Origin of the sequence: Nitrosococcus halophilus Nc 4, from assembly GCF_000024725.1 — a bacterium.
GTDB classification, from domain to species: Bacteria; Pseudomonadota; Gammaproteobacteria; order Nitrosococcales; family Nitrosococcaceae; genus Nitrosococcus; species Nitrosococcus halophilus.
Genome location: NC_013960.1, coordinates 2,574,162 through 2,598,351 on the forward strand (window position 1 = coordinate 2,574,162; position 24,190 = coordinate 2,598,351).

Sequence of the window (24,190 nt, forward strand, 5' to 3'; positions counted from 1 at the left end):
GGAATTAAGGGGTGGGCTATTAGAAGGGCGAGGCACCGGATGGAAGTAAGCAAACAGCAGCGACATTGCCATGAACCCAAATGATATTGTGATTGTTGCGGCCAGGCGAACGCCAGTGGGCGGTTTTCTCGGCCAACTTTCCCCCCTATCGGCGCCGGCATTAGGCACGGCAGTGTTAGAGGCGGTCCTGGCTGACAGCGGGGTGGAAGCTGCCCACATTAGCGAAGTGTTGATGGGCTGTGTGCTCCCGGCGGGCATCGGCCAGGCGCCGGCGCGGCAAGCGGCCCTCGGAGCGGGAATTCCCCCTGCGGTGGGGTGCACCACCATTAATAAGGTCTGCGGCTCGGGCATGAAGACCATCATGCTGGGACATGACCTCTGCTTGGCAGGCTCGGCTGAGTTGGTGTTAGCCGGCGGGATGGAGTCCATGAGTAATGCCCCTTACCTGCTGCCTAAAGCACGTCAGGGGTATCGTTTCGGACATCAGCAGGTGCTTGACCATATGTTCCTAGATGGTCTGGAAAATGCCCAGGATGGCCAGCGCATGGGCTATTTTGCTGAACTCTGCGTGGATCGTTATGGTTTTACCCGAGAGCAGCAGGATGCCTATGCGGCGGAGTCGGTCCGGCGCGCCGTGGCCGCCTTGGATAATGGCGCCTTGGCGACTGAAATCCTACCGCTGAGGGTCCCTGGGCGGGGGGAAGCGCAACGGGTGCATGAAGATGAACAACCCCGTCGGAGCGACATTTCCAAGATCCCGACTATGAAGCCTGCTTTTCGGGAAGGAGGAACGGTCACCGCGGCCAATGCCTCTTCCATTTCCGATGGGGCTGCCGCCGTGCTACTGATGAAACGGGCTACCGCCATTACCCTGGGGCTTACCCCCTTGGCGCGGATTGTGGCCCACGCGAGCCATGCCCAAGCGCCGGAGGAGTTTACGACGGCCCCGATTGGGGCGATCAAAAAGCTCCAGGATAAACTCGGATGGTCGGAGGCGGATCTCTATGAAATCAATGAGGCCTTTGCTGTGGTGACTTTGGCCGCCATGGAGGAGTTGGGTCTGGACCATGCTAAGGTGAATGTGAATGGCGGTGCCTGTGCGGTAGGCCACCCCATTGGTGCTAGCGGAGCACGGTTGGTGGTGACCCTACTCCATGCCCTGCGTCAGCAGGGCCTCCAGCGGGGGATTGCCGCTCTCTGTATCGGCGGGGGGGAAGCTACGGCCATGGCCCTAGAAGCTGAATGAGCAGGATTATTTTGTCGGGAACGTATGGATAGAGCCCATTAAATGGCCATTATCGAGACCAAGATCGATCCATCCTCACCGGAGTTTGCCAAAAACGATACCCATCTGCGGTCTTTGGTAAAGGATCTCAAGGCCCATCTGGAACGGGTGGCAGAGGGGGGGTCAGGTGCCGCCCGGGAAAGGCATTTAAAGCGGGGTAAGTTGCTCCCGCGGGAGCGGATCGGGGTGCTTCTGGACCGGGGCAGTCTCTTTCTTGAATTATCCGCCCTGGCCGCCTATGGGATGTATGAAACAGAGCTCCCTGGCGCCGGTCTCATTACCGGCATTGGTCAGATCCAGGGCCGGGAAGTGATGGTTATCGCCAACGATGCCACGGTCAAAGGGGGGACCTATTATCCCATAACGGTGAAAAAGCATCTGCGGGCCCAGGAAATCGCTGCTGAGAACCATTTGCCCTGCCTCTACCTGGTGGATTCGGGGGGCGCTTACCTTCCCATGCAGGATCAGGTGTTCCCGGACCGGGATCATTTTGGCCGAATCTTTTATAACCAGGCTCGGATGTCCGCCCAAGGCATTCCCCAGATTGCCGTGGTGATGGGGTCTTGCACCGCCGGTGGCGCCTATGTGCCGGCCATGGCCGATGAGACCATTATTGTCAAAAACCAGGGCACCATTTTCCTCGGTGGTCCGCCGTTGGTCCGGGCCGCCACGGGCGATCAAGTGGATGCGGAAGCATTGGGGGGCGGAGATGTCCACTGTCGAACTTCGGGGGTGGGGGATCATTTGGTGGCCAATGACTCCGAAGCCATGGCCAAAGTACGGAGTATGATCGCCCAGCTTTATCGGGAGCAAACCCGCTCTTTTTACCCAGGCGCGGTGGTGGAACCCCGCTACCCACCGGAGGAGATCTATGGCCTCATTCCTCGGGATCCCCGTTATCAATATCATGTCCATGAAGTGATTGCTCGCCTAGTGGATGGTTCTGATTTCCACGAGTTCAAAGCCCTCTATGGCAAGTCTCTGGTTTGCGGGTTTGCCCGGATTCGGGGTTACCAGGTGGGGATCTTGGCCAATAATGGAATTTTGTTTTCCCAGTCCGCCCTCAAGGGAACCCATTTTATCCAGCTTTGTACCCAACGGCACATTCCCCTGGTTTTTCTGCAAAACATCGCCGGGTTTATGGTGGGTAAGCAATACGAGCATGGGGGCATTGCTAAGGATGGGGCCAAAATGGTGCACGCGGTCGCCTGTGCTAAGGTGCCCAAATTTACGGTGATCATGGGCGGCTCTTTCGGTGCCGGCAATTATGCCATGTGTGGTCGGGCTTATGGGCCTCGCTTGCTCTGGATGTGGCCCAATGCCCGGATTTCGGTCATGGGAGGAGATACGGCGGCAGAGGTGCTGGGGATCATTAAGGCCGAGAGTATTCAGGCCCGGGAAGAGTCCTGGAGCGAGGCTCAACAAAAAGCCTTTAAAGCGGACATCCGGGAACAGTACGAGACTCAGGGCCATCCCTATTTTGCGACTGCCCGGCTTTGGGATGATGGGGTTATCGATCCGGTTGAGACGCGAACGGTGTTGGGGCTAGCGCTCCAAGCGGCTTCCAACGCGCCCATGGAAGAAACCCATTATGGGGTGTTCCGCATGTAGGATAGGATGATGAAACAAGAATTGCTTCAAGTAGAAACCGATGAGCGTGGTGTATGCACGCTCACCTTTAATGCTCCCGCTCGGCATAATGCCCTGGACGGAGAAATGGTTAATCTTTTACTCCAGCGGCTCCAAGCCATAGCTAAAGATGAGACTATTCGGGTGTTGGTGTTGACCGGCCAGGGGGAGACTTTCTCCAGTGGGGCCGATCTTCATTGGATGCGGTCCATGGGCTTGGAGGAGGAAGAAACCAATCGCCAGGAGGCACGGCAGCTGGCCGCTTTGATGCAAGCCCTGAACCGTCTGCCCCAACCCACTATTGCTCGTATTAATGGCCCTGCTTACGGGGGAGCCATCGGGTTAATAGTCTGTTGCGACATTGCCATCGCCACCGTTAGCGCCGAATTTGCTTTCAAGGAGGTTCAGCTTGGCTTGGCCCCGGCGATCATTGCTCCCTATGTGGTTGCAGCCATCGGCCCTCGTCAGGCGCGGCGTTTTCTTTTGAACGGTGAAACCATCTACGGCATGCTTGCCTTCCAGTTGGGCTTAGTGCATCAGGTGGAGGACAGGGAGGAGTTGGATGGTGCGGTGGAAGCCCAGATAGGCCGACTCCTTAAGGCGGGACCGTTGGCTCTAGCCGAATGCAAACGATTGCTGTCCCGCCTCGAGCCGGGGGGAGAAAGCTTGCGGGAATATACCGCGGAGTTGCTTGCCCGCCTGCGGAGTTCGCCGGAGGGGCAGGAAGGCATGGCCGCTTTTTTAGAAAAACGCCCGCCCCGCTGGCAACGTTAGCCGCGCCCATTGCGCTACAAAGACACAAAGGGTTGTGTTTTAAATGGGGAGAATTGAGCAAATTAATGGAGGCTAAGCTCATCCGTTTCCGGCAATGACCTTGCCGGAAACGGTCTCAAGGCCTTATTGATGGGCGCCCTCCCTGGCGCGCTTCCTGCGGAGGTCCCGATTCGCTCCCGGCGAATCGGTCCGGCCTACGAGGAGGCGCCAATAAACACTGTAGGCCGGATTAAGCGTCGCGTATCCGGCAAGACAATACTAATGGGTGAAAAATTACCTCAGCAAGTCAAGATAGTGGAGGTGGGTCCCCGTGACGGCCTGCAAAACGAACCAGGCAGGGTGGGGACGGCTACCAAGATTGAGTTTATTCATCAATTATCCGGGACGGGATTGCCTGTCATCGAGACGACCAGTTTTGTTAGCCCCCGTTGGGTGCCTCAACTGGCGGATGCTGAGGCAGTCTATACCGGCATTCAACGCCAGCCTGGGGTGCGCTATCCAGCGCTGGTACCCAATCGAGCCGGATTGGAACGGGCACTTGCTGCGGGAGTGACGGATATTGCCGTGTTCACTGGGGTGACGGATACCTTTTGCCAAAAGAACATCCATTGTTCCGTGGCCGAATCCCTGGATCGCTATCAGCCGGTGATTACCGCGGCTCGGGAAAGACAGTTGGGGGTGCGAGCCTATCTCTCCTGTGTCCTGGGTTGTCCCTATGAGGGTCCGGTGCCGGCCCGCCAGGTGGCCCGCCTGGCCCGGCGGTTGGCCGAACTGGGAGTAGATGAGATCAGCCTTGGCGATACCATTGGGGTGGGCACTCCCTTGCAGGCCCAACGGATGCTGGCGACTGTGGCGGAACAGGTTCCCTTGGGGCAGTTAGCGGTGCATTTCCATGACACCTATGGCCAGGCGCTGGCCAATATTTTTGCCTGCCTAGAGCTGGGAGTCTCTGTCATCGACAGCGCCGTAGCGGGCTTAGGTGGGTGTCCTTATGCCAAAGGGGCTACAGGCAATGTGGCCACGGAGGAGGTGGTCTATATGTTGCACGGGATGGGCATTGAAACGGGAGTTGATCTTGAAAAACTCATCAGCGTGGGCCGCCATATTTGCCAAGCGCTGGGACGTGAGAATCAAAGCCGAGTGGGGCGCGCGGGGCTGGGCCACTTGAAACAGGTGATTTGAAACAACCTAGACCCGTGATTCGATAACGTTAGAGCTGGGGATTTCAAGTTTACCCAATAGCGCGTAAAGCATCGCCCAATCGGGCGGTGATATAAGCGCAAGCCGCGAAGCGGATTTACAGAATGTGCTGAGATTTGTAAAATACAAATATGACGAAGAGGGCGTACCAGGAACGATTCTATCCCACAGCTGAACAAGCCGAACTGCTGGCTCGTTCGTTCGGCTGTGCGCGTTTTGTTTGGAACAACACGCTCAAGCATCGTACCGATGCGTTCTATCAGAACGGCGAAGTCATTCCCCATTGGGCGCTGGAAAAAAGGCTTGTCCAACTCAAGCAGGACTTTTCTTGGCTGAATGAGGTTTCCAGCGTTATTTTCCAGCAGTTGCTGCGCGATCAGCAGCAGGCTTTCAAGCCCTTCTGGGAGAAGCGAGCGGGGTATCCGCGTTTCAAATCCAAGCCTTGGGGCCAGTCAATCCGACTGACCAAAGCCGCGTTCCGGTTCAAGGACGGCCAACTGTTCATTGCCAAGTCGAGCGAACCGCTGAATATCCACTGGAGCTTCAAGGACGGTCTGCCGTCGGAGCCCTCCGCTATCACGATTTCTAAGGACGCAGCGGGGCGCTATTTTGTGTCCATGCTGTGTGAATTCGAGTCCGAACCGATGCCGGTGGTCAACAAGACGGTCGGCATCGATCTGGGTCTGAAAGACTTGTTCGTCACTAGCGACGGATTCAAATCCGGCAATCCCAAGTACACCGAGCAGTACGAAGCGAAGCTGGCCTATCTGCAGCGTAAGCTGGCGAAGAAGCAGAAAGGTTCCCGTAACCGCAACAAACTGCGGCTGAAGGTGGCCCGTGTGCACACCAAAATAGCTGACTGCCGTAGGGACGCCACCCACAAGGCGACCCGCACACTGATCAACGAAAACCAAGTCGTGTGCGTTGAATCTCTGGCGGTGAAGAACATGATCAAACACCCCCGGCTTGCCAAGCCCATAGCCGATGCCCATTGGGGTGAGTTTGTCCGTCAACTGAAGTACAAGGCGCAGTGGGTAGGGCGAACCGTAGTCGAGATCGACCGCGGGTTTCCCAGTTCCAAGCGTTGTCCCACCCCAGGGTGCGGACATATCAACGAAACGCTGCCGCTGGAGGTGCGTGAATGGCGCTGTCCCTCGTGCGGGAGTGTCCATGACCGCGACATCGCAGCGGCGATCAATATCAAAACCGCCGGGCTGGCGGGGTTAGCCTCTGGAGCCACTGGAACGGGGGCGACAACAGGCGTTGTCGCCTAGGGAAGGCGTGTTGAACGAGGAAAGTTCTTGGAGTGATCCAACAACCCTCGCCCGACAGGGCCGGGAGAAGTCAGACTTGCACCCCAAATTCATACTCGATATAGATAACGTACTCTACCTCGCGGTGATAGAGGAGATGCTTCAGAATAAGTGGTTTGCCGGACTCAACAAGCTTGCCGCCTAGATCCTTAACCAGATCCCTGAAAAAGGGCGCGGCTGGGTTGCCGCGCCTGTTAAACTACATGTGAAATTGGCGGGCGTGGTGGAAATATAGCGTTTCCCGAATACCAGGTGAGGATTTTCCTATGCAAAAGCAGTTTAAAATTGTAATTGAAAAGCACACTGAAGGTTATGTTGCTTATCCACTTGGACTAAAAGGGGTTATTGTTGGTCAAGGTGATACCTATGAAGAAGCGCTTACCGATGTCAAATCTGCCATATGCTTCCATATAGAAACCTTTGGCCGAGATGCCTTTCAAAATGATGATTCTATTTTGGAAGCTTTTGTTGCAGAGACAAAAGTGGCTATATAATGCCGAAATTTCCCGCTGATGCTCCCAAGGCGAGAGTCATAAAAGTATTTGAACGCTTGGGGCTCGAATTGGTACGAGAGCGTGAGTATATTGCTATGATACGGCAAAATATTGATGGAACTAAAACGCCTCTTACAATACCCAACCATCTTCGCATTAAAGGTTCAACATTAAGAACAATATGTACGTAAGCTGGCATTCCGAGAGATGAATTCCTAAAGGTTTATGAGCAAACATGAAATAGGAATCACAGTCAGATTAAGGTATCTTTAAAAACTAGCACTATCCTACCCATCATAAATAAGCTAATGGTGTTTTCATGAGCACTGAGATCAATTCAATATTGCCGTCCCTTAATAAATCCAACAAACAAGGAGATTAACAATGAAGCAAATATTCTCGGGTCTACTGCTGGTTGCTGCATCGGGACTTGCATTTGCAGACACTGGTCCAGGCTGCGGCGCGGGTTCTGTGCTCTTTAAAGGTCAAGACGGGCTTGCTCCTCATGTTCTGGCGGCAACCACCAATGCCAGCTTCGGCAACCAAACGTTTGGGATGACTACGGGTACTTTGGGCTGTGATACCAGTGATAACATCGACGTGATGGCCGCCAATTTTTTCGATCAAAATCTGGAACAATTGGCGGCCGATATGAGCCGTGGTGAAGGCGAGCACCTCAACGCCCTGATGGCGCTTATGAAGGTTCAGGATGTTGATAAGAACCATTTCAAGATGACAGTGAAAAAACAGTTTAGCACTATTTTCCCAAATCGGAATGTGACTTCTAATGAAGCACTCTCCAAACTCGAAGAAGTCATGAAAGGGGATGCGGCCCTGGCTAAGTATCTGGGTTAAATTTTTGTCCAAATCCCATGAAGCCGGCGAGTCCGGCTTCATGTTTTTAAGTCTTCGGAGCTATAGCGATTCCCATTTAGAGGGCACCCCGTTGGGTTTGGGGTAGGCACGACCCAAGCCCTTTAGGTCTCATTATAAGCGGGAAATGCTATAGAATTTCGTGACTGCAACCTCAGCCCTCTTAATCGCCCGATCTTTCCCATTCTCATGCTTCGCTATTTTGGCCTGCTTTGTCTTCTCAATAGTATTTGCAGCTGGGCTCAGGCGGAGATTCCAACGCTAACGGAACTTTTGTCGGCGGCACAGCAGCAACACCTCTCGGAACGTCCGCAATGGTGGGCCTTGCTTCACTATCGACCCACCGTGTTGGGGTGGAGCCATAAAAGCCAGGCGGACGATCCCAGTTTTTTTCTCGCTCAGGAGGGGAAAACCAATCCTGATGCAGAACTTGCCGCAACCCTTATCGCCCTGCGGGAGGGTGATGGCCAGGCCACTCACCCCCAATGCCGTTTTCCTGCTCGCTTCTATTGGCTGCAACAGCAGGGAAGACCCTTTTCCGATATTCCCCCAGTGTCTTGTCCAGAGTTCGAGGCTTGGCTCCATGACCTGAATACGGCAACGGTCACGTTGGTATTTGCCTCCTCTTATCTCAATAGTCCATCGTCTATGTTTGGCCATACCTTTTTGAGGCTAGATCCTTCCCATCTAAATCAGGACAATCTGATTCTGGCCAGCACGGTTAGCTATGCTGCGGATGCAGGAGTTCATGATAGCGAAATCATGTTCGCTTACCGCGGCATTTTCGGTGGCTATCCGGGAATAACCACGGTAGAACCTTACTTCGACAAGATTCGCCTCTACAGCAAACTGGAGAACCGTGACCTTTGGGAATACCAATTGAACCTGAGCCCCGATGAAGTCACTCAGTTACTTCGCCATGCCTGGGAGATAAAAGATAAGCGTTTTGATTATTTTTTCTTTGATGAAAATTGCGCCTACCGCATCTTAGCGTTGATTGATGTGGCCCGTCCGGGCACTGAACTGATCTCTCAGGTGAGTTTCCTGCGAGCTATTCCCGCCGATACGGTTCGCCTCGTGGTTGCTAACCAGCTAGTCGACTCCGTCTATTTCCGCCCCTCTCAGGCAACTGAGTTGCGCCACCATTTAAGGCAACTCAGCCCTTCCGAGCGCAATTTGGCTTTTTCCATTCATGAAAATCATCAGCTACCTGATGGGGAAGCCATTGAGGCCTTAACCCCCGATCGGCATGCTGCCGTATTGGAAACGGCTTACGAGCTGGTTCGTTACCGTACCCAGAGCGATAAACTCCCTCGAGAAGTCGCCGCTGATATCTCCTATGAGCTGCTGCGAGCGCGTAGCAAGATACCGGAATCCTCTGGTTTACTGGCTCCGCCCATGCCCGCGGTGCGGGATGATCAGGGCCATGACACCGCTCGCATAACCGCTATTGCGGGCCGCTATGGCCAGCGCGATTATCTTCATTTGGCGTTTCGACCCGCCTATCATGATTTTTCCGACCCGGCGCCCGGTTACCGTCCCGGTTCCCAGCTCCAATTCCTAAATACCGAGCTGCGTTATTATTTAAAGAATGGGGAATTGGAGCTTGAACAATTGAACATTGTGGACATTATTTCCCTGTCTCCACGGGATCGCTTTTTCCATCCCATCTCCTGGCAAGCGGGCTTTGGCGCAGATCGTCAGCTCACCCGCGACGGCTCGCGGCCACTGGCCGCCTACGTCAAAGGGGGCGCCGGGGTGAGCTATGGTATGGCCCATGGACTGGCCTATGCCTTGGCAACGGGCACCGGCCGCGTGGGTAGTCAGCTCGCGGAAGGCTATCAAGCCTCACCGGGTATCACTCTGGGTTGGAATTTACAGCAACACTGGGGAAGTATTCATGCTGAGGCACAGAGCCAATTTTACCCCGGTCAGGACGAAGAACCCTATTATCGGGGCAGCGTCAGTTTGGACCTATATCGGCCACCCGGCTGGAGCTTAACTTTCAATATAGCGCGGGAGAAGAGCGGGGATTTCTACGCCACCACGATCCAAGGCGGTGTTCGTGTTTACTTCTAATCGGACTGGGTTGCCCACACTAACCGCCTGGCAATTACTCGGGTGGCTAGGCTTCGTTATTCTCTTTGCCAACTTGGGCGGATGCGGCCATTTATTCTTCTTGCCGAGTAAAGAAGAAGTGCTCACTCCCGATCAAATTGGCCTGACCTATGAGGATATCACTCTTTCCACCCCGGATGGCCATTCCCTCCATGGCTGGCTGGTTCATGCCCAGGGCGAACTACGGGGATCGGTTTATTTCTTACATGGCAATGCGGAAAATATTAGCACCCACATCGCCAGCGTCATGTGGCTTCCCGCCTACGGTTACCAGGTTTTTTTGCTGGACTATCGTGGTTATGGGCGGTCCACTGGCTCCCCCGGTATTGCGGAGGCCTTGGAAGATATTGAAATTGGCTATCGTTGGCTGTTGGCGCGCCCCGAAAGCCGGGAAAAACCGGTCTTCTTACTGGGGCAAAGTTTGGGGGCTGCCCTTACGGTAGTGTTCAGCGCCCAAGTACCGAATTTGCACGAACGGGTCGAAGGCGTCATTTTGGATGCAACCTTTACCCGTTATCAGGGTATCGCGCGGGAGAAGCTCAGCAAGTTCTGGCTGACCTGGCTATTCCAGTACCCTCTCTCTTGGGTGCTTCCAGGGTCCTATGATCCCATCGATCACATCGCCAAGATTTCACCTACACCACTGCTTATCATTCACAGTAAGCAGGATGAGATTATTCCCTACCATCATGGCAAAGAACTCTTTGCTGCCGCCCGCTCTCCTAAACTCTTTTTGCCCACCCATACCCGCCATATTGGTACTTTCAACATCAGCGAGCATCGGGATGATTTACTTCATTTTATGGGCGAGCCTCATGCTTCGGCAGAGGCTACAGAGATTCTGCGCCATTAGGGAGAGAAGCACTCAAATGGGCTATCTGCTGCTGAGTCCATGGTCTATATATTGATTAAAGGGGAATATTGAAAGCGGGGCCGATTTTAATAGATTGCGGGTCTATGAAATTGTTGGAGACGCTCTTTAATTCCATTATTTCGATGCGCCCATCGCTACGCTCTGTACCCCCTACGCTATATCAAATCTAAGCCCGGTTAGTTGCTAGAGAATACCCATGCAGGAACCCCTATGGAGACCGTCGAGCAGCCAGGTGGAGCAGGCCCAGATGACTCGGTTTCTGCGCACGGTCCAGGATCAATTCGGGGCTAAGGTTTCGGATTATCCCTCCCTCTATGCTTGGTCGATCCAGCACCCTGAGAATTTTTGGACGGCGGTGTGGGATTTCTGTGAAGTAAAGGCTTCCCAACCCTGGGAGGCCGTCCTAGAAAATGGCGATAAGATGCCGGGGGCGCGCTGGTTTGTGGGCAGCCGATTGAATTTTGCCGAGAATCTGCTGCGCTACCGGGATGAAAGACCGGCCCTGGTGTTTCGCGGCGAAGATGGCCATCGATATTCCCTCGGTTACGGGGAACTTTATCTCCAAGTAGCGCGCTTAGCCGAAGTCCTGAAAAGGGCTGGCGTGGGCGTCGGCGATCGGGTGGCAGGGTGGATGCCCAATAGGCCGGAGACCATCATTGCCATGTTGGCCACCACTAGTCTGGGCGCCGTTTGGTCTTCTTGTTCTCCGGACTTTGGCATTCATGGGGTGCTGGATCGTTTTGGGCAAATCGAGCCTAAAGTGCTATTTGCCGCCGATGGTTATGATTACAAAGGCAAGGCTATTGATTCCCTGGCCCGCCTGGCCAAAATCATAGAGTCCCTGCCTAGCCTCCAGCAGGTGATTGTGGTGCCTTATCTCCACTTCTCGCCGAATCTGGCCTCGATCCCCAAGGCGCAAGGTTATGAGGCAGTGATGGGAGAAGTGGGAAATCCTCAGCTTACCTTTGCCCAGCTCCCTTTCGATCATCCGGTTTATATTTTGTACTCTTCGGGCACCACTGGGGTTCCCAAGTGTATTGTTCATGGAGCCGGTGGGACCCTGATCCAACACCTCAAGGAACTGGTGCTCCACACGGATCTGCAACGGGAAGATCGGATCTTTTACTACACCACTTGCGGTTGGATGATGTGGAACTGGTTGGTGAGCGCCCTGGCCACGGGGGCCACGGTGGTGCTCTATGATGGGGCGCCCTTTTATCCCCGACCGGAGAGTTTGTGGGATATGGCCGCCGAGGAAGAGATCACTGTATTTGGCACCAGCGCCAAGTATCTCTCGGGATTGGAAAAGGCCGAGGTCCAGCCGGTACGCACCCATAACCTTGCTAAGCTTCGAGCCCTTCTTTCCACCGGCTCTCCCTTAGCCCCCGAGTCCTTTGACTATGTGTACCGGGACATCAAAGGGGATGTGCAATTATCTTCCATTTCCGGGGGCACCGACATTGTGTCCTGCTTCGCCCTAGGCAATCCCATCCTTCCCGTTTATCGGGGCGAATTGCAATGCCGCGGCTTGGGGATGAAGGTGGAAATCTTTGACGAGGAAGGCCGTTCCGTCGAGGGGCAAAAGGGGGAGCTGGTGTGTACCGCTCCCTTTCCCTCCATGCCGGTTTTTTTCTGGAATGATCCGGAGGGTCAAAAGTACCGGGCGGCCTATTTTGAACGATTCCCTGGAGTCTGGACCCATGGGGATTATGCCGAGCTTACGGCCCATGGCGGCTTGATGATTTATGGCCGCTCCGATACGGTGCTTAATCCAGGCGGGGTACGGATTGGCACTGCCGAGATTTATCGCCAGGCAGAAAAGCTACCTGAGATTCTCGAGAGTCTGGCCATTGGGCAATCTTGGCAGGGGGATGTACGGATTATATTATTCGTTACCCTCCGGGAAGGCCGGATGTTGGATGAGGCCCTCATTGCTCGCATTAAACAGATCATTCGCGACCACACCTCACCCCGTCATGTACCGGCCAAGGTGCTTCAAGTCCCGGATATGCCCCGAACCATTAGTGGCAAACTGGTAGAGTTGGCGGTCAGCCAGGTGATCCATGGCCGCCCCGTGAAAAATCTAGACGCCTTGGCCAACCCAGAAACCTTGGACTATTTCCGGGATCGACCGGAACTCCAGGGAGATTAAATCAAAGGAGGAACGCTGATGGAATCCTTTCGGGGTTTTCGAATTGACCAGGAAAAGGGCGCCATTCATGCCCGGCTGGAAACCTTGCGCTTAGAAGATTTAGCTCCCGGTTCGGTGGTGATCCGGTCCCATTATTCCAGCGCTAATTATAAGGATGCCTTGGCGGCCACCGGCAAGGGCAAGATTCTGCGGCGTTTCCCTCTGGTGGGTGGCATTGATGTCTCGGGAGTCGTGGAATCCTCGGAAGATCCCCGCTTTCATCCGGGGGATAAGGTGCTGGTTACCGGCTATGGTTTGGGCAGTGATCATGACGGCGGCTATGCCGACTATGTTCGGGTGCCGGCGGACTGGGTGGTGCCCGTGCCGGAAGGCTTAAGTCTGTATGACGCCATGGCTCTAGGGACCGCTGGCTTTACCGCCGCCCTTGCTATCCAGCGAATGGAGGACAACGGGCAAAAACCGGATCAGGGGCCTATCCTGGTCACGGGGGCGACTGGCGGAGTGGGGAATTTGGCCATCGACATGTTGGCCGGGTTGGGCTACACGGTGGTCGCCCTGACCGGTAAGCGGGAGGCGGCTGAAGATTTAAAAACCTTGGGGGCCTCCCAGATTCTATTTCGGCAAACCCTGGAAATGGGCCAACATCCCTTGGAAAAAGGGCAGTGGGGTGGGGCTATTGATACCGTCGGGGGGGGGATACTGGGCTGGCTCACCCGGACTGTATTGCCCTGGGGCAGTATTGCCAGTATTGGCCTAGCGGGAGGAAGCGAACTCCATACCACCGTCATGCCCTTTATTCTGCGGGGAGTCAGCCTGTTGGGCATTTCCTCTGTAGACTGTCCCATGCTCCTGCGCCAACATATTTGGCAGCGATTAGCCGCCGATTTACGGCCTAGGCATCTCAATCAGATCGTCACCGGCACGGTTTCCCTGGAGGAGTTATTGCCCGTTTTTGAGGCAATGTTGGCGGGAACCCATCGGGGAAGGACAGTGGTGAGTATTAGGGGTGATGAGGTTTAGGGCTGCTCGTTATTTGAAAAAACTGTCTCAAGACCAGCAAGTCAAAATAAAACATGTACTGAACCAAATGAAGAACGATCCCCTTGGATTATCAGGTATTAAGAGTATGGTCGGTGATTGGGCAGGTTATCGTAGAGTACGAGTGGGCAATGTTCGCATTTAAGTTTAAGGGGTCAGATCTTGTTATATGCATAGGAAAATTGTCTAACACTGTGCTGTATTAAAACCGTTTATCGTTTTTTCCAATTTACCGAGAGTTTTTGCTCAAAGAAAAGGTGACCGTAACAGATAGCCTATAAAAATGAATATCCTATCTATTGTCATGGGATATTTATAAATCGCTCAAAATAGCAAAGGAGCTAAAAAAGGAACACCTTGAACAGCATCATCCCGCCAAAGAAGTGATGCGGAAACTACCTTCCCGGAATGAATTGTCTTAAACAGCTCCTAAGCGTATAAAATAATAGATAAGAGGTTGGTCTACACTGAGTAGTCAACAGCCCGTTATTGCTGTGCAGTAACCTGAAAATTGGTCTTTTCCGTGGTCATAAGGGCTTGAGGGTAGGAGGGGATATTAATGAAAAAAGATCGATCCAGTAATAGGTTAGATGAGGTCGTTGCTGAATCTCAGCGTAATCGTGCAAAGCGTGAGCAGGGTTACAGAGAGAAGGCACTTCGGATGTACCCCTGGATTTGCGGTCGGTGCAGGCGGGAATTCACCCGTGCCACTGTACATGAGCTTACGGTTCACCATAGAGACCATAATCACGACAACAATCCCTCTGATGGGAGTAACTGGGAACTGCTTTGCCTATACTGCCACGACAACGAGCATGCGCGGTTTCTGGACGGGGAGAGCACTATGGACTCAGCTTCAACCGGTGGGGGAAGCCCGCCTGCCGCTTACAAGCCATTCGCGGAGCTTGGGGAATTACTGAAAAGAAAGGAGTAAAATAACCCTCTTTTCCTTCCTCCGGGAGGAAAGGGAGGGAAAGAGCGTTCATTTCGGGGAGTGGTATCATCAGCTATTCTTTGCGCCCATTGAAGTGAGTTAACAGCCTGTAGGGTTGCAGTGGATTTTTTGCCAGTGGGGATTAGGATTTAGCTTTTCCACAGCAACGCTTGTATTTTTTCCCGCTTCCACAGGGACAGGGTGCATTTTTTCCCGTATTAGTTTGTTGGCCTACCTTGGCGATGGATTTGACTGCGCCGTCCAGATAATACCAGCGTCCCTGTTCTTTGCGAAAACGGCTGATTTCATTCACCACATATTCGTCGTTCTCTAGTAAATAATAGGCTTTGAATTCAACGATTCCTTTGGTGTCTTTGTTTCCCCCTTTTTTCTTTTCCACAATCTCTAGGCGATTCCATTCAATTGGGGTTTTGGGAAAATCTACCTTTGGGGGGCGTTTTGCCGGGTCCCAAGTCTCCAGTATATAGGCTTCGTCTTTTATAGCGAATGCCGTGAAGCGGGAACGCATCAGCGCTTCTGCCGTTGGCGTATGTTTTTCACCAGAGAGATAAAGCCCACAGCATTCTTCATAGGCCATACCAGAGTCGCAGATACACTTGGTGGTTTGATCCAAATCGGTTTCCTCGTCTTGCGTATTGTTAGCTTGCCACATCAGGTTGCCAGAACCAGTTACTTATATTCCTAGTGAGATCCTAAATACCAATACCTGACTTTTACACTTCAATATTATGGATCACAATACCCACTTTGGGTGGGGGAAAGTAGGCCATCGGCGGTCAGCAGGGTAGCCTCGAAGAGGCAGTTCGTGGCAACATAGAGGGAATTGTAAGATAATCAAGTAGGTTTCTAGCAGTTTTACCTCCTGCGCTATAGGGGCGAGCCATGCGTAAGAAACGCAAATCACAGACTGCCCGACAATCCATAGACGTACTCGCTGCCCAGGCTGAATCCCACCTGCAGGCCGGTCGTTTCCGAGAAGCGATGGATGCCTACAAGCAGCTCCTGAAACGGGAGCAACGCCCCCCATGGCGTGAAGCGCTTGCCGACGCCTATCTGGGACGGGCTGAGCAGCTTGCAGCCAAGAGCATGTACAAGGAGGCGGCGGTGCTATGGGAGAACATGGCCAGCCTCTGCGGTGATCGCCATCTGGACCGGTACGTCGACTGGTTGTTGCAAGCAGGCCGTTTTGGCAGAGGAGCTCGACTGTTCGCCGAGGCGGACACAACGTTTCGTGACAGTCCCGCTGGACGCAGGCTGGCAGCCCGGCTGGCCGGTCTGCTGCTCTGCGGTTATGAGGAGATCGCCGAGTCGCTGCCATCGGATTCTCCCCTGTTGCCGCAGCGTGACAACATGCTAGCCGCCATGGAGGCCTATTGCCGGGGCGATGCCGCCGCCATGAAGGAGAAGCTAAAAGCCATTCCCTTCCGTTCACCCTACCGGGATCTGCGTTTGATCCTGCAAGGGTTGGCGGCCTTGGCGGCGGAGCCAAAGGCTGTTCTTGCTCAACTGGATAAAGTCCCCGCCAATTCTCCCTTCGCACGCTTTGCTCAGGTGGTGCGAACCGTTACCCTGGAGGACAAAGCTCTGCTGGAGGCCGTCAGCCAGCTGCAGGAACCCGAGCGCAAGTTGGTTTTGACCCTGAAGGGTTGGGGCGAAGAGCAAATCGATCTCATCCACCGGCTTCCGGATGTTCGGCAAGCGGGTGCCAAGGAGCTATTCCGGTTTGCCCTGAGTGGCGGTCAATTTGAGAATTCCTCTCTGAAACACTTCTGTCTGGAGTTGTTGCCCCATTATCCCCAAGGTTTGTCCACTTTCGAAAAGCGCTTTGGTCCCCTGCCACCCTTCGAACGTGAACGGATTCAGGCGCTTGGGGCGGAGCGACGCCGTGACCCCATGACCGCCAAGAGGCATTGGGGCCGCTGTGTCGAGGAGTTGACAGTTAACGGCGCCAAAGGGGAGAAAGCGCTCCAGGCTGCCTTGATCCTCCGCCACATGGCTGACTTGGCTATTCAGGAACTGCCCCCCTGGGACGAGGAAGTAGCGCATTGCTTAGCCAAAAGCCTAGAGCTGGATCAAGATGACAAGCCAACCTATCTCAGGCTGATGGATATCGCCCGGCAGCAGGACGACCGCAAGGCTCAGGACCGGTGGGTGGAGCAGGCAGTACGCCAGTTCCCCGAAGATCCTGAGGTGCTGATGGCGGCGGGAAGGGGGGCCTACCGGCGTGCCGCCTTCAAGAAAGCGGCAGGCTTTGCCCGGGCCCTGCTAGAGCGCGACCCCATCAATCCCCACGCTAGAAATTTGCTGATTTCTTGCCACCTGGCCCATGCTCGCAAGCAAATCAAGGCAGGCAAGCATCAGCTAGCTGAGCAAGAGTTAACCGCTGCAGAAGGTTTTTCTCGTCAAGCAGATCAACGGGGCATAGTGGCGTTGAACCGGGGCTTTGTGGCCCTGTTGCAGGGCTCGGAGCAGGAAGGTGAAACTTTGCTGCAGGAGGGCTTGCGGGAGCTAGGGGGGGGCTTGGTCGCCCAGTTCCGATTTCTGGTGGACGGCCACCGTTTGGGAATTGCCCAGCGCACCCTGACTCGGCACTACAATCGGATCAAGGGTAAACCGCCTTCTCCCACCTCGAAGGATATCGTGCTGTTGGCGGAGCTGCTGCATCGCTACAGCGAGGATGGAGTCAAGAAAATTCCCGAGATCCTGGAACGCTTGCGAAAACCCCTTAAGGCCGCAGCCCGGCTAGATTTCTCCGAGCAGGAACTGCAGGCGATTCTCGTCGCCCTGGAGAAGGTCGGTCATTATCTGTTGCTCAAAGACTACGCTGGAGCGGCGTTAGATCGTTTTGGCCAACAGCCCCGATTCCTCTATTACTATGTGCTTGGACGAACCAAAGGCCGGCAGGAGCGGATGACGGTAGTTGATCATATTCAGCTTCAGACCGGATTAGAACAGGCGCTGGAGGCGGAAGATCACCAAACCGCTGCCCTTATTGGAGATTTCCTGGGGATGCCGGCGCTCATGCCGAGCGGGGTTCCGCCCTTGCCCTTGGAGCTGGATGAGGTGATCAGAGAGCTTATGGATTTTCTGGACACGGATAATCCCCAAGAGGTGTTGGATTTTATCGAAGAGCAGATGGAAGAAAGGGGTGAATTTCCGCCATTTCCTCTGCCTTTTCCTAAAGGGAAGCCAAAATGACCAATCCTTTCCAGGTATTAGGTGTACCCGAGACGGCCGATGATGGGGAAATCAAGAAGGCCTACCTTAGCAAGGTGCGGGAGTTTCCACCCGACCGGGCCCCCCAGCGTTTCCAAGCCGTGCGCCATGCATTCGAGGCGATTGGAACCCATCGCGATCGCCTGCGCTATCGTCTTTTTCATGCCGAGCCACCGGAACTCAGCGAACTGCTGGACACCCCTTCCCAGAAGGCAGGGGCTCGACGTCCTTCTCTGGAGCAGTTGCAACGGGCGTTGGCGGCGACCCTAACAGGCAAAGTCGACTAAGCTTGAACAGTGAGGTGATATGGATCAAGCGGTGAAGGAAGAACTGATAGCCCAGTTCCGTGCCTACCTGGAGCAAGCGGGGGACGAGCCAGCACTGGAGGAAGAGGCCTTTTCCCTGTTGGCAGAGCTGTCTGGGCTGAGGACCGAGGTCAAGCGGGAGTCCCGCCAGGTCAAAGAAGCCCTGGAGCAGTTTAAGTCGGTGTTTGCCACCCTCCAGGCGGGAAATGAATCCCTGTCCCGAGAGTTGGAGAGCCGCCGGGCGGCGGAGAAAACCCTATGGCGGCAGACCTTGCGCCCTCTGCTGCTGGAGCTGTTGGATTTGCGCGATCGTCTAGAGGCCGGCCTTGAGCTGGAGATACCGTCCCGGCGTCCACTGCTTCCAGGACTGTGCCGGCGGCAGAATCAGCTACTCGAATCCTTGCGGGAAGGACAGGGGATGACTTTGCGGCGGCTGGATCGAATCCTGGGAGATTACCGGGTTCGAGCCCTGGAGGTGTTGGACAAGCCTCTTGATCCCCATACCATGCGGGTGCTGGAGGTGGAGTTTCGGCCTGACCAAGCTCAGGGCATTGTCACCGGCGAGTTGCGCAAGGGATTTCTCTGGGATGAGGAGCTGCTGCGTCCGGCTGAAGTAAAGGTCAACAAGCGAGACGACAAACCGTGAATGAAAAAAGCGAACTAATTATCGGCATTGACCTGGGCACCACCAACTCAGAGGTGGCTGTCTTTCAGGGGGACAAGGTGGTGGTCATTGCCGACGAAAATGGCAGTAAAATCCTGCCCTCATTCGTGGGAGTGGGGGATGACGGTGCCCTCCTTGTGGGGGAGGCGGCTAAGAACCAGTATCCCCTGTACCCCGAGCGCACCGTGAAGTCCATTAAACGCCAGATGGGCAGCGACGAGACCGTGGAGATGGCGGGCAAAAGTTACGCGCCCCAGGAGATCTCCGCCATTATCCTCAAGCGCCTCAAGGCCATCGCCGAGCGTTATCTGGAGCGGCCTGCAAGCAAAGCAGTCATCACGGTTCCGGCTTACTTTAATGACGCCCAGCGTCAGGCCACCCGGGAAGCGGGCAGAATCGCCGGCCTGGAAGTGGTGCGTATTATCAACGAGCCTACCGCTGCTGCGCTCTCCTATGAGGCCGCCCATCATGGCGCTAAGCACATCCTGGTCTACGATCTGGGGGGCGGTACCTTCGATGTTTCCCTGGTCCGGATGGAGGACGAGGTGGTGGAAGTATTGGCCAGCCACGGCAACAATCATCTGGGGGGCGACGATTTTGATCATAAGATCGTCGATCATCTGCTCCGCCATTTGGAAAAGCAGCACGGGGTGGATGCCAGGGACTCCCGCCAAGCAATGGCCCGCATTGGCCGGGCAGCGGAGGCGGCCAAGATCGCTTTGTCCGATCAGCCCTTTGTAACCGTTGAGGAGGAGTACCTCCTCGAGCAGGATGGCCAACCGGTGCACTTGTCCCTGGAGCTGGCCCGGGGCGATTATGAAGCCATGATCGAGCCCTATATCCGGGAAACTTTGGAGGCAGTGCATATTGCCCTTAAGGGTGCCAAGCTCACGGTCGCCGATATCGACGAAATTTTGTTAGTCGGGGGGGCTACCCGTACTCCTCTGGTGAACGAGCAACTCGAGCAAGAACTGGGGCAGCAGCCGCGAGGCGAAGTGGACCCGGACCTGTGTGTGGCGATGGGAGCGGCTATTCAGGCCGCCATGATTGCCGGTCAGGAGGTCTCGTCGGTATTGGTGGATATTACCCCTTATACTTTTGGCACCAGCGCCTTGGGGGAAATCGACGGCATTCCTACGTTGGATCGTTTCGTGCCCGTGATCCACAAGAACAGCCCCATTCCGGTCACCAAGAGCGAGGTATTCTATACCGTCCATGATAATCAGAATGCAGTGGACGTCAAAATTTATCAAGGTGAGGACCCGGATGCCTTGAATAATGTGCTGATCGGGCGGTTTCTCGTTGAAGGCTTAAGCAAGGTGCCCGCTGGCAATCCCATTGTGATGCGCTTATCCCTGGATCTAGACGGGGTGCTAAATGTCTCGGCGGTGGAGAAAAGCACTGGCCTGGAAAAATCCATTACCATTGACAATGCGCTTCGGCGCTATGAGCAGGAAGAGATGGAGGCAGCCCAGGCACGGATCAACGCCCTCTTCGAGGAAGAAGCCGTCGAGGAGGGGGAGATTATAGAGGCAGAGGAGACGGAGGAAGCGCAGCTTCAACATGCCCTGGTTCAGGCCGGTGCTTTGGTGGAAAAGGCCGAGCGCATGCTGGAAGAGGCGACCCCCGAGGATCGGGAGGACATGGTTGATCTCATCGAGACTATCCGGGATGCCATGGCCGCCAAGGACAGCGCGGCCTTGAAGACCGCCGTCGATGAACTGTCGGATATTCTCTACTATCTAGAGAGCTGATGGAGCGTTGTCCTAATTGCGGCGCCCGCTACAAGGGCGGAAGGGAATGCCACCGCTGCGGTATGGAGCTATCGCGGCTGCTGCATATCGAAAGCCAAGCTAAGCGCTGGGAACAGGTTGCCGTGAAGCGGCTGGCGGCAGGAGATAGGGAAGGGGCAGAGACAGCGGTAGCCAGGTCGTTAGCCCTGCAACGCCGCCCTCTGGCTTTGGTTTTGCGAGCCTTCGTTCGGCAGGGGAGCGCTGAGTAGAAGTGTTGTCGAGCTTTCAAAACTAAGTATCTCTGTAAAAATTTTGGGGGGAAATGTGGTCGTTTTCGCGCCCCCCTACAAGCCGACAAGTAGCGTGCGCTGTGCGCACGAAGAGGAGGGATGAGAGGCCAGGAAAACAAAATCCTCAGAACTTTCGCTGGGGTACTTAAACTACTTATGGCAACAAGCAAGACTTGACCCATTTGTCCTACAACCTTTTACTCACTTGCCGTTTATTAGAGATTTACACTACTTCCTGCATAGGCCTAATGCGAGGACTAGGAAGTGCACGCCCCTCTTCTTCGAAATGACGAATAACATCTTCAACAACCTCACATAATTCACCGTATAGTCTTACCGGATCATCTCCGTGAATTCCTGTAATCAAGTCAGGGCATTTTCCAATATAAGCTTGATCTTCTTCACTCCACTCGACCCATTTATGATACTGATCGATCTTTTTCATTTCTTCACCGTTTCTATAGCTTGTTTCACCTGCTTTTCTTGATAAGGTTTCGCATCGTCACCAGACCTTCCGCTGAGTGTCACGGCACCGGCATACTTGGCATGTGCAAATTTACGATGCGATCCTTTACCACCACCTGATATTTCGTAAAACCCAGCTTCTTTTAGATCTTGGATAAGTTCTCTGATTTTTCTTGCCATGTTTACAAATTCAATCTGTGGCGCAAACTGTGTAATGCCTAATAGCTAAATAGTTCAACATCTATGCCCTGGATTCTCTCGCCAAGCCTCTTTTGCAAGCAGTGGCAAACTCAGCTTCCCTTGGTGCTGGTCCTGCATCGCAAGCCAGCTCTCCGGCGTACGACCTAAAGCCTTCGATAGCGCAAAGCCATTTCAGGCGATATGTTGCTCTCACCGTTCAATAAGAGATTCAGGGTCGAGAGTGATACGCCAAGACTTGCCGCTACCTTTCGCACACTAATACCGTAAGGTGTGATATAGACCTCACGAATAAACTCGCCCGGATGTGGTGGATTATGCATACGCATTAGCGATAATCCTCATAATTTACTACGTAAGCGTTACCATCCCGAAACTCAAACGTGATGCGCCAATTCCCGCTCACCGAAATGGACCAAAGTGTCTTCCATTATGGGGTAGATTTTGCTTGCTCTGCGACTGCCTCAATGACGGCTTTCGGGTTTTTATCTACCACTTTTAGGAGTACCAAAGCTGTACCTCTGGGTGTTCTTAAACCCTGCTCCCAGTGCCTTAAGGTACCTAAAGAAATACCAAAAGTCGCACAAAAGCGCTGCTGACTCATACCCGTCTTTTCTCGTATTGCTTTAACGTCCACATGGCGTGGCTTGTGCTCAACGACACCATTTTTCTTACCCTTTTCATGGTTGAGAGCATCTTGTAAACCAGCATGAATTTCATCGGAAGCTTTACCCATTTCTTTGCCTCTAATAATCAAAGTAATAAATTATTCTGTATACACCACTTTTACTACTATCATTTCTTGCCCATCGAAGTTTTCTGACACCGTTAGTGTTAGTGCCTTGAATGATAGTCCCTGAAGCAGGGTACTCAGAAAGATAAGCAATTAAATCATTTCTTTCTTCTTCTGAGAGTAGTTTTTAGGCTTTTTTACGATAGGGTTGAGTTTCAGCGACAGTGATCATGCTTAAGTTAATATACTCCAATGGAGTACTGATATCAAGGAGAAGCTGGAACTCTAAGTGTTATTTGGTGCTTCCCCGAGAACTTGAAAAACTGCTGGAAAAGCCCTTTTTCAGTAGGGTGGGTTAAGGTGTGTCAGCGCCGTACCCACCAAAATCTAAGTGCTTACTGACCCGAATGGCACTTAGTTAAGCTTTAAGCTTTTTAGGATGCCCCTGTTTTTTAGTTTTATCCCTGGCTTGCTCTCGATTGATCATTAATAGTGAAAAGGGTTTAGGCCTTCGTTTTACCGCTCTTGGCTCGATACGCCCAGGGCGATTTCCGACCGTTTTCTGCGCTATCAAGGCAAATAACATCCCTTCATCTGCTTGAACGCCAGCGGCTTGGCTCTGCTGGCTCCAGGCTATCCACAGCTGCACAGTGTGTTTAAAACTAAGCTGTCTTGGTAGCACATTGGCAAGTAAGGCTGATTGTGCCATGAGTAAACGTATAAGATTGTAGGCTAGAAAATACACCCACATTTCTTTTTCGGCCATTTCCGGCGTTTTGCAGCTCAGTGTCTCCATCCCTAACGTGGTTTTAATATTTCGAAGGTCCACCTCGACGTGCCAACGTTTTTTATAAAGCGCCTTAAGCTCCTGTCTCGGGAACGCTTTAGATGAAAGCAAGGTCGTTATCAATACTTTATCGTTGACCTTCAACTCGCGAAGGGTGATCAACGCCGGTGCGCTATCATAGTCTTCTTGGCTCATCCAATCAGGTTTAGATTGGGGCTTGTATAACTCTACCAGAGGGTCTTTGGGACCGAGGCGTTTGCCCCGACGGAAGTCGGTGACCCGCTTGCGTGCCCCCAATTGTTCAAACACGCCATCAATGCCTCGTCCAAGCATTGCCGTTAACATAAAATAGGTGCCAAAAAGCGCATCTCCCAGCACCACATCACCGCCATGAAACGTCTCCAGCATTGAGCGAAGTAAGCTCTGTTCGCTCGAACCTTTACCGCTTAAGGACCCAATGAGGCATTCGTGAGCGCGCCGCTAGACAAATTGAGCACCCCCACCATCCGGCCAATGGCAAATCCAAGGCCAGGTGCTTGGCTGCTTTGCTGGGGGTAAACAGCCTGATTGGCCGCCGTATCAGGTAGCGTCACGGTGGTCCCATCGATTAAATAAACCCGCCTGCCATGCCAGCACCAGTGCTCGGGGAGCTGCTCGTTTATCAGTTCACCGGTGTAACGGGCCAGCGCCGAGACCATCCCTAACGGCAGCCGTTGCCGCGCCTGGCAATACCCTCCCGTGGCCGTACTGCACGGCAATAAACCGCCCACCACGCGTTTGATGGCCGCATCGTTCACCGCTTTTTGACAAGAACGCTCTTCGCTCATGGCCTGGGCTAAAAACATGGATAAGGTTTCTGTGGGGGGGAACTGGCGCTTGCGGTGCTCCTCCGGTAACCATTGTTCTACCACCGACAACAGCTCCGCTCCCGTCAGTAGATTAAAAAAGTGATACGAATCGCTATTTTTTACTAGCGCTTGAATTCGTTGTTGTTTACAACGCACAACTTTGCTATGACTAGACATGAAAGCTCGACCCCGTGATAATTAAATTGTTGGGTCACAATGAGTTTATCACTGGACTAGCTTTCCTTC

At 53.8% G+C, this 24,190-nt stretch carries 22 protein-coding genes and 3 pseudogenes; 18 read left to right on the forward strand and 7 right to left on the reverse strand.

Going from position 1 to position 24,190, the window contains the following annotated elements:
- Nucleotides 1-70 precede the first annotated feature (70 nt).
- The 13 genes from NHAL_RS12170 to NHAL_RS12225 all read left to right on the forward strand — a co-directional run bounded on the left by NHAL_RS12170 (nucleotide 71) and on the right by NHAL_RS12225 (nucleotide 14,684).
- Nucleotides 71-1,246, forward strand: coding sequence for an acetyl-CoA C-acyltransferase (locus NHAL_RS12170; protein WP_013033443.1), 1,176 nt, complete (start codon nucleotides 71-73; stop codon nucleotides 1,244-1,246).
- 42 nt (nucleotides 1,247-1,288) lie between these two features.
- Nucleotides 1,289-2,896, forward strand: a complete 1,608-nt coding sequence (locus tag NHAL_RS12175; RefSeq protein ID WP_013033444.1) for a carboxyl transferase domain-containing protein — start codon at nucleotides 1,289-1,291, stop codon at nucleotides 2,894-2,896.
- A 6-nt stretch (nucleotides 2,897-2,902) separates the two neighbouring features.
- Complete coding sequence (locus tag NHAL_RS12180; RefSeq protein WP_041354929.1) at nucleotides 2,903-3,688, forward strand: enoyl-CoA hydratase-related protein; 786 nt, start codon at nucleotides 2,903-2,905, stop codon at nucleotides 3,686-3,688.
- A 129-nt stretch (nucleotides 3,689-3,817) separates the two neighbouring features.
- Nucleotides 3,818-4,870 carry a hydroxymethylglutaryl-CoA lyase gene (locus NHAL_RS12185; RefSeq protein WP_013033446.1) on the forward strand — a complete coding sequence of 351 codons (1,053 nt, stop codon included), beginning with the start codon at nucleotides 3,818-3,820 and terminating at the stop codon, nucleotides 4,868-4,870.
- 149 nt (nucleotides 4,871-5,019) lie between these two features.
- The gene (locus NHAL_RS12190; protein ID WP_013033447.1) at nucleotides 5,020-6,162 is read left to right on the forward strand and encodes an RNA-guided endonuclease InsQ/TnpB family protein; all 1,143 of its coding nucleotides are present in this window, start codon (nucleotides 5,020-5,022) and stop codon (nucleotides 6,160-6,162) included.
- A 10-nt stretch (nucleotides 6,163-6,172) separates the two neighbouring features.
- Complete coding sequence (locus NHAL_RS21205; protein WP_157862561.1) at nucleotides 6,173-6,346, forward strand: hypothetical protein; 174 nt, start codon at nucleotides 6,173-6,175, stop codon at nucleotides 6,344-6,346.
- A gap of 121 nt (nucleotides 6,347-6,467) precedes the next feature.
- Nucleotides 6,468-6,695, forward strand: coding sequence for a type II toxin-antitoxin system HicB family antitoxin (locus NHAL_RS12195; protein ID WP_013033449.1), 228 nt, complete (start codon nucleotides 6,468-6,470; stop codon nucleotides 6,693-6,695).
- 384 nt (nucleotides 6,696-7,079) lie between these two features.
- Nucleotides 7,080-7,550, forward strand: coding sequence for a DUF3015 domain-containing protein (locus NHAL_RS12200; RefSeq protein WP_013033451.1), 471 nt, complete (start codon nucleotides 7,080-7,082; stop codon nucleotides 7,548-7,550).
- 207 nt (nucleotides 7,551-7,757) lie between these two features.
- Nucleotides 7,758-9,647 (forward strand): Lnb N-terminal periplasmic domain-containing protein, encoded by a 1,890-nt coding sequence (locus tag NHAL_RS12205; RefSeq protein ID WP_013033452.1) that lies wholly within the window; start codon nucleotides 7,758-7,760, stop codon nucleotides 9,645-9,647.
- Complete coding sequence (locus tag NHAL_RS12210; RefSeq protein WP_013033453.1) at nucleotides 9,634-10,539, forward strand: alpha/beta hydrolase; 906 nt, start codon at nucleotides 9,634-9,636, stop codon at nucleotides 10,537-10,539. The genes NHAL_RS12205 and NHAL_RS12210 overlap by 14 nt, the downstream gene beginning before the upstream one ends.
- 217 nt (nucleotides 10,540-10,756) lie before the next feature.
- Nucleotides 10,757-12,712 carry an acetoacetate--CoA ligase gene (locus NHAL_RS12215; protein ID WP_013033454.1) on the forward strand — a complete coding sequence of 652 codons (1,956 nt, stop codon included), beginning with the start codon at nucleotides 10,757-10,759 and terminating at the stop codon, nucleotides 12,710-12,712.
- Between the two features lie 18 nt (nucleotides 12,713-12,730).
- Nucleotides 12,731-13,732, forward strand: coding sequence for an oxidoreductase (locus tag NHAL_RS12220; protein WP_013033455.1), 1,002 nt, complete (start codon nucleotides 12,731-12,733; stop codon nucleotides 13,730-13,732).
- Nucleotides 13,733-14,309: 577 nt separating this feature from the next.
- Nucleotides 14,310-14,684, forward strand: a complete 375-nt coding sequence (locus NHAL_RS12225; RefSeq protein ID WP_013033457.1) for a YajD family HNH nuclease — start codon at nucleotides 14,310-14,312, stop codon at nucleotides 14,682-14,684.
- A gap of 142 nt (nucleotides 14,685-14,826) precedes the next feature.
- On the opposite strand, the gene NHAL_RS12230 is transcribed toward NHAL_RS12225, so the two are convergent.
- Complete coding sequence (locus tag NHAL_RS12230; RefSeq protein WP_013033458.1) at nucleotides 14,827-15,357, reverse strand: YchJ family protein; 531 nt, start codon at nucleotides 15,355-15,357, stop codon at nucleotides 14,827-14,829.
- Nucleotides 15,358-15,587: 230 nt separating this feature from the next.
- Here NHAL_RS12230 and NHAL_RS12235 point away from each other — a divergent pair, with 230 nt between their 5' ends.
- Genes NHAL_RS12235 through NHAL_RS12255 form a run of 5 tightly spaced genes read left to right on the forward strand, consistent with a single transcriptional unit; the run spans nucleotide 15,588 to nucleotide 20,892 of the window.
- Entirely contained in the window at nucleotides 15,588-17,903 is a 2,316-nt protein-coding gene (locus NHAL_RS12235) for a tetratricopeptide repeat protein (protein WP_013033459.1), read from the forward strand.
- The gene (locus tag NHAL_RS12240) at nucleotides 17,900-18,208 is read left to right on the forward strand and encodes a J domain-containing protein (protein WP_013033460.1); all 309 of its coding nucleotides are present in this window, start codon (nucleotides 17,900-17,902) and stop codon (nucleotides 18,206-18,208) included. The genes NHAL_RS12235 and NHAL_RS12240 overlap by 4 nt, the downstream gene beginning before the upstream one ends.
- Nucleotides 18,209-18,227: 19 nt before the next feature.
- Entirely contained in the window at nucleotides 18,228-18,872 is a 645-nt protein-coding gene (locus NHAL_RS12245) for a nucleotide exchange factor GrpE (protein WP_013033461.1), read from the forward strand.
- Nucleotides 18,869-20,644 carry an Hsp70 family protein gene (locus NHAL_RS12250; protein WP_013033462.1) on the forward strand — a complete coding sequence of 592 codons (1,776 nt, stop codon included), beginning with the start codon at nucleotides 18,869-18,871 and terminating at the stop codon, nucleotides 20,642-20,644. The genes NHAL_RS12245 and NHAL_RS12250 overlap by 4 nt, the downstream gene beginning before the upstream one ends.
- On the forward strand, nucleotides 20,644-20,892 hold the full coding sequence (locus NHAL_RS12255) for a hypothetical protein (protein WP_013033463.1): 249 nt from the start codon (nucleotides 20,644-20,646) through the stop codon (nucleotides 20,890-20,892). Before NHAL_RS12250 ends, NHAL_RS12255 begins: the two co-directional genes overlap by 1 nt.
- 244 nt (nucleotides 20,893-21,136) lie before the next feature.
- Here NHAL_RS12255 and NHAL_RS12260 read toward each other — a convergent pair whose 3' ends face one another.
- From NHAL_RS12260 to NHAL_RS12275, 6 genes and pseudogenes are all read right to left on the reverse strand, one after another.
- The gene (locus tag NHAL_RS12260) at nucleotides 21,137-21,358 is read right to left on the reverse strand and encodes a hypothetical protein (RefSeq protein ID WP_013033464.1); all 222 of its coding nucleotides are present in this window, start codon (nucleotides 21,356-21,358) and stop codon (nucleotides 21,137-21,139) included.
- Nucleotides 21,355-21,558 carry a type II toxin-antitoxin system HicA family toxin gene (locus NHAL_RS12265; protein WP_013033465.1) on the reverse strand — a complete coding sequence of 68 codons (204 nt, stop codon included), beginning with the start codon at nucleotides 21,556-21,558 and terminating at the stop codon, nucleotides 21,355-21,357. The genes NHAL_RS12260 and NHAL_RS12265 overlap by 4 nt, the downstream gene beginning before the upstream one ends.
- 54 nt (nucleotides 21,559-21,612) lie before the next feature.
- Nucleotides 21,613-21,905: pseudogene (locus tag NHAL_RS20520) on the reverse strand (HigA family addiction module antitoxin).
- Nucleotides 21,905-21,997: pseudogene (locus NHAL_RS20525) on the reverse strand (type II toxin-antitoxin system RelE/ParE family toxin); the annotation flags it as partial. The pseudogenes NHAL_RS20520 and NHAL_RS20525, both read right to left, overlap by 1 nt.
- A 9-nt stretch (nucleotides 21,998-22,006) precedes the next feature.
- The gene (locus tag NHAL_RS12270; protein ID WP_013033467.1) at nucleotides 22,007-22,312 is read right to left on the reverse strand and encodes a helix-turn-helix domain-containing protein; all 306 of its coding nucleotides are present in this window, start codon (nucleotides 22,310-22,312) and stop codon (nucleotides 22,007-22,009) included.
- A gap of 415 nt (nucleotides 22,313-22,727) precedes the next feature.
- Nucleotides 22,728-24,121 (reverse strand): annotated as a pseudogene (locus NHAL_RS12275) (IS4 family transposase).
- Between the last annotated feature and the right edge of the window lie 69 nt (nucleotides 24,122-24,190).